This is a genomic window from Acidovorax sp. KPB24-07 (genome assembly GCF_057543315.1).
This window is the reverse complement of sequence record NZ_BAAJYS010000147.1, coordinates 1-8,900: the sequence shown is the minus strand read 5'-3', so window position 1 is coordinate 8,900 and position 8,900 is coordinate 1. Positions and strand designations below refer to the sequence as shown.

11 protein-coding genes are annotated in these 8,900 nt (G+C 65.1%); 5 read left to right on the top strand and 6 right to left on the bottom strand.

Annotated features, from left to right (window positions below):
• On the bottom strand, positions 1-706 hold a 706-nt coding region (locus AC27IQ_RS14850; RefSeq protein ID WP_487089917.1), incomplete at its 3' end, for an esterase-like activity of phytase family protein.
• A gap of 190 nt (positions 707-896) precedes the next feature.
• Here AC27IQ_RS14850 and AC27IQ_RS14845 point away from each other — a divergent pair.
• Positions 897-1,403, top strand: coding sequence for a hypothetical protein (locus tag AC27IQ_RS14845; RefSeq protein ID WP_284408148.1), 507 nt, complete (start codon positions 897-899; stop codon positions 1,401-1,403).
• Positions 1,404-1,443: 40 nt separating this feature from the next.
• On the opposite strand, the gene AC27IQ_RS14840 is transcribed toward AC27IQ_RS14845, so the two are convergent.
• Positions 1,444-1,965, bottom strand: coding sequence for a hypothetical protein (locus AC27IQ_RS14840; RefSeq protein WP_487089916.1), 522 nt, complete (start codon positions 1,963-1,965; stop codon positions 1,444-1,446).
• A 417-nt stretch (positions 1,966-2,382) separates the two neighbouring features.
• On the opposite strand from AC27IQ_RS14840, the gene AC27IQ_RS14835 reads away from it, so the two are divergent.
• Positions 2,383-2,601, top strand: a complete 219-nt coding sequence (locus tag AC27IQ_RS14835; protein WP_487089915.1) for a hypothetical protein — start codon at positions 2,383-2,385, stop codon at positions 2,599-2,601.
• Positions 2,602-2,716: 115 nt separating this feature from the next.
• On the opposite strand, the gene AC27IQ_RS14830 is transcribed toward AC27IQ_RS14835, so the two are convergent.
• The 3 genes from AC27IQ_RS14830 to radC all read right to left on the bottom strand — a co-directional run bounded on the left by AC27IQ_RS14830 (position 2,717) and on the right by radC (position 5,077).
• Positions 2,717-3,214, bottom strand: a complete 498-nt coding sequence (locus AC27IQ_RS14830) for a hypothetical protein (protein ID WP_487089914.1) — start codon at positions 3,212-3,214, stop codon at positions 2,717-2,719.
• A gap of 28 nt (positions 3,215-3,242) precedes the next feature.
• Entirely contained in the window at positions 3,243-4,181 is a 939-nt protein-coding gene (locus AC27IQ_RS14825) for a hypothetical protein (protein ID WP_317356452.1), read from the bottom strand.
• A gap of 182 nt (positions 4,182-4,363) precedes the next feature.
• A complete protein-coding gene (gene radC / locus AC27IQ_RS14820) occupies positions 4,364-5,077 on the bottom strand; it encodes a RadC family protein (protein ID WP_284405454.1) in 714 nt (237 codons plus the stop codon).
• A 94-nt stretch (positions 5,078-5,171) separates the two neighbouring features.
• Between radC and AC27IQ_RS14815 the strand changes: the two genes are divergently transcribed.
• The 3 genes from AC27IQ_RS14815 to AC27IQ_RS14805 all read left to right on the top strand — a co-directional run bounded on the left by AC27IQ_RS14815 (position 5,172) and on the right by AC27IQ_RS14805 (position 8,230).
• Positions 5,172-5,660, top strand: a complete 489-nt coding sequence (locus tag AC27IQ_RS14815; protein WP_284408153.1) for an FKBP-type peptidyl-prolyl cis-trans isomerase — start codon at positions 5,172-5,174, stop codon at positions 5,658-5,660.
• A 4-nt stretch (positions 5,661-5,664) separates the two neighbouring features.
• Positions 5,665-6,660 carry a 4-hydroxy-3-methylbut-2-enyl diphosphate reductase gene (gene ispH / locus AC27IQ_RS14810; protein WP_284427615.1) on the top strand — a complete coding sequence of 332 codons (996 nt, stop codon included), beginning with the start codon at positions 5,665-5,667 and terminating at the stop codon, positions 6,658-6,660.
• 247 nt (positions 6,661-6,907) lie between these two features.
• A complete protein-coding gene (locus AC27IQ_RS14805; RefSeq protein ID WP_272567714.1) occupies positions 6,908-8,230 on the top strand; it encodes a hemolysin family protein in 1,323 nt (440 codons plus the stop codon).
• A gap of 156 nt (positions 8,231-8,386) precedes the next feature.
• On the opposite strand, the gene AC27IQ_RS14800 is transcribed toward AC27IQ_RS14805, so the two are convergent.
• Positions 8,387-8,900, bottom strand: a 514-nt coding sequence (locus tag AC27IQ_RS14800; protein ID WP_487089913.1) for a CBS domain-containing protein, incomplete at its 5' end; no start/stop codon positions are given.

Genomic DNA, 8,900 nt, shown 5'->3' with positions numbered 1-8,900 from the left:
CGGGCGTGGGGCGCGGGCCGTCCTGGACCCAGGCCGTTTCCATGGCCAGCCAGGCCGTGCGGCCGTCCGGCGACAGCGCCAGCCCTTCCAGCGTGGCATTGGCGCGGGGCCCGCGCCGAAAGTCGGGCACACGCCCGAACGCCGCCGGCAAGGGCAGATCGCGCACCCACGCGCCATCGGCCCGGTGTTCGCGCCACTGCGGGCCGAAGCCGCGCGCGAAGTCGCCCTCGCTGGTCCACAAAAAAGTGTGCCCGCCCGGCAGCCAGCGCACCGCTTCGGCATCGGGCACGTCCACATCGGGCGCGGCGTGCCGCGGCGCAGGGTAGGGCACGCCACTGGCCTGGCGCAGCGGTGCGGTGCCGGTGATCGCGGGGGTCTCCAGGTGCGTGGCGGTGTAGTGCAGCGTGGCGGTGTAGATGCGCGCCGGCTGCAGGGCCGAGCGGTCGTCGCTGATGAGCAGCCAGCGGTCGTGCGCCGGGTCGTAGTCGATGCCCGAGACGCCGCCGAAGGTCGTGCCCAGCACCTCGGTGCCGGGGGCGATGGCGGCGGTGCCGATCAGGCGCAGCGCGGCCGGCGCGGTGGCTTCCGGCTCAAGGCCCTGCCGCGCGCCCGTGCAGGCCACCACCAGCACGGCCGATCCCGCAAGGCCGGCAACCCACCCTCCCCAAGGGCGTTTTCTCGAAGGCTTCCGGCGGGTGTCTGGCATGGCGCGCAGTGTAGGTGCGCCGGGGGCAGGCCCGGCTGCGGGCCAATCCATCGCAGGCACTTGCCGGCAAAAAAGGGCGCCAAAAAACCACCATTTAAAACAGAACATGATGGTACAGTTATGGCCGGTGTCTGGCTTTGGCTGGGCCCCAGCGAGCCTTTTCCTCCATCCCACAACCGACCCATTGGCCATGAACACCTCCCTCAAAACCTTGTCTCTCCTGTCCACCCTGCTGGCCGCCGCCGCGCTGTTGTCCGCGTGCGGCGGGGGCAGCGATTCCCTGGACGAACGCGCGGCGTCGCTCACCGTGACCAATGCCTCGGTCAGCGGTCTGGACGGCTCGTACGGCAACGGAAACATCAACGCCAGCGAGGTCACCAAAATTGCCGCCACCGGCACGGCCCCCGAGCTGTGCAGCTTCACCTTCGACGGCGCCGACCGGGTGGGTGGCGACGGCACCGCCTCCGGCACGGTGCGCTACGCCACCAATGCCGACTCGCTCTACCGGCTGGTCCTGAACGTGCGCGGCCGCGAGTTCGCAACCGCCAGCGGCGACGGCGACGACACCGACGTGCACCACAGCCGCGACTACCTCGAGATCGTCAACAAGCGGCTGACGGCCACGGACGGCACGGGTGACACGCTGCGCGTGACCGGGCTGCTCACCCTGCGTGGAAATCGGCCGGCCGGGTGCTGAGCGGAGGAGGCGGTCGCTCGCCCGCAGGTGTGTTTCTTGGCTATCTGGAAGCGCCAGGAGTGACGGCCAAGCGGGCCTGCTCCTTGACCCATTCGATGGTCTGGCCTTTGACGCACCACTGCGTGTCGAGCACCCAGTCGTTGGACCACTTGTTGGGGTTGCCCCGCAAGATGTTGCAGGGGGAGTAGCCCAGGCTCGGCATGAAGAAATGTTGGGCGATGCCCGTGATGGGAACCAGCCACATGCCAACGAATGCGCCCAGCATCACGATGATCATGGCTTGTTCGACTGGTTTGACGATGCGTTCATTCAAGGGAATGGCGCGCATGCCGCCCACGACCATCCCCAGAATCAATAACGCTGCCAAGAACGGGCTCACTAGCATGCCCGGTGTAACTTGCACTGCGGGCGCGCGGTATGCGATATCCAAGATGGTCGGCACCATGATTTCTGCCGTCATCCAGAAGCAGCCTGCAATCGCTGCCGAAAAAAGAGGAATGATCCAAAGCAACCCCTTGCGGAGTTTTTGAACGGCGAACATTGTTGGATCGATGGTGCGCACGTCGCGCGCACGCTTTCGGCGTGGTCGTATATCGGACATGAATCGGTCTCCAGCGCAATCAGTGTGCTGCCATGGCGCTATTTAATTAATAGCAAAAAGGCGGAATGTTGCAGCGATCGCCTCTATGGCTTGCCGGGATGACGGGCTATGCGCGCTTGCTCGTTCACCCACTCCAGGCTCTTGCCTTTGGCGCACCAAGCAGGGTCGCGCACCCAGTCCGTGAACCACATAGTGGGGTGGCCCTCTAGTTCCGAACACATCGAGTAACCGATGCCTGGCATGTAAAAGCGTTGGATGACCGAGGTGGCCGGGATTAGGAACATGGCCACGACTCCACCTAAGACTGCTGCCTGGAATGCGCGTTCGAAAGGCTTGATCGCGTGGTCACTCACGGGAACCGCTCGCAGGCATCCCACGATGATTCCCAACAAGGAGAATGCCGCGCAAAACGGCGCAACCCAAACCCCGGGCGTGATTCGAACAGCGGAAGCGCGATTCACAACATTCACAATGGCCGTCACCAGGATGTCTGCTGTCATCCAAAGACAACCTGCCGCGAGCCCTAAAAAAAAGCGGGATGCCCCAGATGAGCGCCCGGCGAATTTTTTTCACATCAAACATATTTTTGATTTTTAGGCGCGGCTGGAACCTCAGGAACTGAATCCGGAAAAATAAGCTGGTAGCGCAGTCAGTGCGCTGGCCTGTAGCTATTTAATTAATAGCAAGTGAACTGGTGTGGTAGCGGTCGCACCTATGGCGTGCCTGGGGGAGCGGTCGCGCCGGCCTGCTCGTTCACCCATTCCAGGCTCTTGCCTTTGACGCACCAGGCTGGATTACGCACCCAGTCTGTAAACCAAAACGTGGGGTTGTCTTTCAACTCGGCGCACATCGAGTACCCGTTGCGGGGCATATAGACGCGTTGGAGCACAGACGTCACGGGTATCAAGACCATTGCGACTACACACACCCCGACAGCGGCAATGAATGCACGTTCGAAGCGCTTGATGTTCCTGGCGTTCAAAGGAACGGCCCGGGTGCTTGCAACCAGAATCCCCAGGATGCAGGCGATGCCGACAAAAGGGATCAATTGGAGCGAAGGCGCAATACGGACCACCGGCGCTTTGGATGTGATTGCCTCTATGGTGGGCAGGATTTCGTGGACTGTCAGCAAGTAGGCGCCGGCAATTAACCCCAAATACAGCGGCACGCCCCATATCAGGCTCTTTCGGATTTGCTGAATGTCGTTCATTAGATCGTGGTCCGGTCAACAGGCATCGCTAGTATCTGCCGCAGGAGATTCGGCAAAGCCAGTCCCGCACGCTGCGGTCGATGGCACGCCCTGCCTCCACCTTTTTTTGCTCGATGGCATTGCGCAGATCGTCCTGCCAAGACTGGGTTTTAGTGTCTATGTAGTACATGCCCTGCGCCGTCTCTTCCGGGAGCATTTTGAGGGCAGTGATCACTTGGTCTTTGATGCTGTAGCGGCGGTCCAGTACATTCAGGCCGATGCCAGTGGCGAGTGCAACCACCGCCATAAAACCGAGAGGAACGACCGCAACCGCAGTCATCGAAGTGCCTACAAACGCAGCCGCGCCATAGGCCACCAGGGCGCCAAGCCCTCCCTTGACGGCTTCTACGCCGATGCCGCCCACCAGGTCGTACATGGTCTTCTCGTCGTTGAACATGAAGTCCATCACCTCAAGTCCTGTGGAGACCACCACGCCCAGAATAAAACCGCCCTTGGCAATCCCCTGCAAACTCTTCATCCCCAATCCGAGCTGCAGCATCTTAGGATTGGTCGCCAGATACCGCGTTCCCTGCAGGGCACTGCTGCGCTGGGCCGAGTACCCCTTGATGATGATGTACGTGCCCGTTGCCGTGGTCTTGATGTAGCTGCCGATGCCGGCCATGCCGATGGCGTTCAGCGTCTTTGTGATGGCAAGCATGTCATTGGCCCCCTGCGCTACGGGCCCGACCCACGGCTCGCTGGCATTCGGGCTGAATTCTTTCTGCCAGTACTGCCCGAACGTGGACTGCGACAGCATCTTGCGCAGGTTGAATTCCAGGGCGGCATTGCGCCTGGCCTTGTCCTGCAGGATGCTCATGTACTGGCCCTGCGTCAGCACCAGCACGTCCACCTGGTTCCTGTCCATGGACTGGGCCAGGGTCTGTCCGTAGCCGACGTTGAAGAACGTGGCCGCGAGTTCTGCGCTCATTCAATCCCCCCTTCGAGATCGCGTTTTTTATTGGGGGCGAATGCTAATCGGAAAAAGCGAAAAAGTGACTTTCGAGCAATTGAATTGATTAACCAATTGTTAATGAATCGGCGATGCTGCGCGGCGAGGGGGCTGGAGTCGGCAGGCAGGCCGCCACCCCGGCAGCCCAGCCCGCGAGGGTCCTACAGCAGCCCGGATTCGGCCATCGACAGCGCGTTGCCGGGCGCCACGATCACGTGGTCGAGCACGCGCACGTCCACCAGCGCCAGGGCGTTCGTGAGGGTCTTGGTGAGGTTTTCATCCGCGCGGCTGGGCTCCACGCTGCCGCTGGGGTGGTTGTGGGCCAGCACCACGGCGGCGGCGTGGTGGTGCAGGGCGCGCGTGACGACTTCGCGGGGGTACACGCTGGCATGGGTGAGCGTGCCGCGGAACATTTCGTCCAGGGCGATCATGCGGTTCTGGGCGTCCAGGAACATCACGGCAAAAACTTCGTAGCCTTTTTTTGCCAGATGCAGTTGCAAGTAGTGCTTCACAGCCGTGGGGGACTCGAACGCCTCACGCTCGCTCAGTTGTTCCGCGAGCGCCCGCCTTGCCAGCTCCAACACGGCCACCAGTTCGGCCCGTTTGGCAGGGCCGAGGCCCTTGATGCGCCGCAGGTCATCGGCGCTGGTGTGCAGCAGCCCGCTGATGCCGCTGAAGCCTCCGGTGGGTTTGCCCGTTGCCGAATCCACGGTGGTGGGTGCCAGCAGCTCGCACGCCATCTCCATCACCCCTTTGCCGGCGATGCCCGTGCGCAGGATGATCGCCAGCAGTTCCGCATCCGACAGCGCGGCAGGGCCCCGCTGCAGCAGCCGTTCACGGGGCCGGGCGTCGGCAGGCATGGTTTTCATGAGCATGGTGCGGCAGGTCCGGTAAGGGCGGCGGCATGGCCGCGCGCGGGGCAGGGAATGGGCGGGTTTCTACAATGGCGGCCAGTTTATCGGGACTCTCATGACCACCCTCGCCCCCACCTCCCTCGTTGCCTCTCCCGCCGCCGCTCCCACCGTGCAGGCCGGTTCCTTCCTGACCCTGCACTACCGTCTGGCCGGCCCGGCGGGCGACGTGATCAACACCTTCGGCGACAAGCCGGCCACCCTGTCGCTGGGCGCGGGCGAGTTGTCCCCCGCCATGGAGCAGTGCCTGATCGGCCTGCCCGAGGGCACCCGCACCACGTTCACCCTGCCCGCGGGCGAGGCCTTCGGCGACCGCAACCCCGACATGCAGCAGTGGGTGGCGCGCAAGCTGCTGGCCGAGCTGGGCGATCCCGACGAGCGCTACACGGTGGGCGACGTGGTGCAGTTCCCCACGCCGGACGGTCTGGGCAGCTACGCGGGCGTGGTGCTGGCGGTGCGCGAGGACGGCGCGGTGCGCTTCGACTTCAACCACCCGCTGGCGGGGCAGCCGGTCACCTTCGAGGTGCAGCTCATCGGGGTGCTCTGACGCCATGCAAAAACCCCAGGAAATCGTTCTGGCCGAGCCGCGCGGCTTTTGCGCGGGCGTGGACCGCGCGATCGAGATCGTCGAGCGCGCGCTGCAGAAGTTCGGCGCGCCCATCTACGTGCGCCACGAGATCGTGCACAACACCTACGTGGTGAACGACCTCAAGGCCAAGGGCGCGATCTTCATCGAGGACCTGGCCGATGTGCCGCCGGGCTCCACGCTGGTGTTCTCGGCCCACGGCGTGAGCAAGGCGGTGCAGACCGAGGCGGCCGAGCGCGGCTTCAGCGTGTTCGATGCGACCTGCCCTCTAGTGACCAAGGTGCACGTGGAGGTCGCCAAGCTGGCCAAGGAGGGTTACGAGTTCATCATGATCGGCCACAAGGGCCACCCGGAGGTGGAGGGCACCATGGGCCAGCTAGACCACGGCATCCACCTGGTGGAGGACGTGCAGGACGTGGCCCGGGTGCAGCCCGGGCAGACGGCCAAGCTGGCGGTGGTGACGCAGACCACGCTGTCGGTGGACGACGCGGCCGAGATCAGCGCGGCGGTGCGCGCGCGGTTCCCGAGCGTGCGCGAGCCCAAGCAGCAGGATATCTGCTACGCCACGCAGAACCGGCAGGACGCGGTCAAGGTGCTGAGCCCGCAAGTGGACCTGGTGATCGTGGTGGGCAGCCCCACCAGCTCCAACAGCAACCGGCTGCGCGAGCTGGCGGCGCGCCTGGGCACCCGGGCCTACATGGTGGACAGCGCCGAGGAGCTGCGCGCCGAATGGTTCGAGGGCGTGGCCCGCGTGGGGCTGACGGCCGGGGCCTCGGCGCCCGAGATTTTGGTGCGCCAGGTGATCGACCGCATCAAGGCGCTGGGCGCCGTGTCGGTGCGCAAAATGGACGGCATCGAGGAGACGGTGAAATTCCCGCTGCCCAAGGGCCTGCGCATCGATGCGGCCACGGGGCTGGCGATCACCGAGCGCACGCCGGAGACGGGCCCCGCAGGGCATTGAAATCGATTGGCCATCGGTTTGCTATTAATTGAATAGCTATATGCCCTAGTACTTATTGCGCTGGAGGCCATTTCGATGCATGGTCTACGGCGCCTGCCGCAGGCCCTGTTCCGGCAGTGACAGGGCGCAAATACCACGCTGGCACCCCAATGTCCCTACGCGGGCGGCCCTTATGACCCCACGTCGGGTGTGACTTCTTACAATTTGCGGTTGATTCACTCTGAGGGAACCCATCCGTTCCCTGTCTATGGAAATAGCAATACTGTTCGCCCTCATCCTGCTCAATGGCCTGTTTGCCATGTCGGAACTGGCGCTGGTCACGGCGCGCAAGACCCGGCTCCAGAAGCTGATCGATGAGGGCGATAGCGGCGCGGTCGCTGCCGTCAAGCTGGGCGAAGACCCGACCCGATTCCTCTCCACCATCCAGATCGGCATCACCTCCATCGGTGTGCTGAACGGTATCGTCGGCGAAGCCGCGCTGGCCCAGCCCCTGGGCGAATGGCTGCGCACGCTGGGGCTGGAGGCCAAATACGCCAGCTACCTGGCCACCGGCCTGGTGGTGATGCTCATCACCTACTTCTCCATCGTCGTGGGCGAACTCGTGCCCAAGCGCCTGGGCCAGAGCCATCCCGAAGTCATCGCCCGCCTGGTGGCCCGCCCGATCAACTGGCTGGCCATCGCCACCAAGCCGTTCGTGAAGCTGCTGTCGATGTCCACGCAGGGCCTGCTGCGGCTGCTGGGCGTGAAGGAGAACAACGCCAGCGCGGTGACCGAGGCCGAGATCCACGCGGTGCTGGCCGAAGGCACGAGCGCCGGCGTGATCGAGTCGCACGAGCACCAGATGGTGCGCAACGTGTTCCGCCTGGACGACCGCCAGATCGGTTCGCTGATGGTGCCGCGCGCCGATGTGGCGGTGCTGGACGTGGAGGACTCGTTCGAAGAGAACCTCAAATGCATCGAGGAGTCGGACCATGCGCGCTTTCCCGTGGTGCGTGGCGGCATGGAGAACGTGCTGGGCGTGCTGAACGCCCGCCAATGGCTGTCTCGCTCGCTGCGCGAGCAGGCGCGCGACCTGGCCACGCAGCCGCTGCAGACGGCGCTGTACGTGCCCGAGACGATCACCGGCATGGAGCTGTTGGACAACTTCCGCCAGTCCGACCTGCACATGGCGTTCGTGATCGACGAGTACGGCGAAGTGCAGGGCATCGTCACGCTGCAGGATTTGATCGAGGCCATCACGGGTGAATTCCACGCCCGCGACCCCGAAACCTCCTGGGCCGTGCAGCGCGAGGACGGCAGCTGGCTGCTGGACGGCCACATCCCCGTGCCCGAACTCAAAGACCGCCTGAACCTGGACGCCGTGCCCGAGGAAGACCGCGGCCGCTACCACACGCTCAGCGGCATGGTGATGCTGCTGACCGGCAAGCTGCCCCGCGTGACCGACACGGTGCAGTGGGAGGGCTGGCAGTTCGAGGTGGTGGACATGGATGGCAAGACCATCGACAAGGTGCTGGCGAGCCCGCTGCCCTCGGTGGAGATCGCCGAGCCCGAGGCGATTTCGGCCGAATGATCCGCTGATCGATTCGCCCAGCGGGGGCGCGGCCCGTGGCGCCAGCTGCGGGCTGACTCGATTCATCAAGAACCCGCGTGGCTGCCAGGCCCCGCGGGTTTTTTCATGCGCGGTGGCGGTGCTGCGCCGCGGCAGCGGCTGGCGCCGCGGGCCGCATCAGCTCCAGAGGTCCAGGGGCGGGTCGGCCGCGACGGCGCGAAGGATGTCGGTGCGCGAGATGAAGCCGGTCATGGTGCCGGCCTCGTCGGTCACCGGCAGGCCGGGCAGGCCGGTGTCGAGCAGCACGCCCGCCACGCGGCGCAGTTCGGTGTCGGCGGCCACGGTGGGCACCGGGCTCACCATGATCTCGGAGACGGGCCGGCGCGCCAGGTCGATGGCCGCCTTCACGCTGCCGGGCTCGGGCAGCAGATCCAGCGGCGCCATGTCGGCGCGCAGCAGCAGCCCGACCACGTGGCCCGCGGCGTCGACCACGGGCGCCTGGGCGATGCGGTGCTCCGCCAGCGTGGCCCAGGCGTCGTTCACGCGGATGTCGGGCGGCACGGTGAGGGCGCCCACGGTCATCACGTCCTGCACGCGCGACAGCGGCTGGCGGGGCACCTGCGGACCCTGCTCGGTCTGCGCGTAGGCGCTCACGGCCTCCTGCGCGCGCAGGTTCACCGGGGCGGGGTCG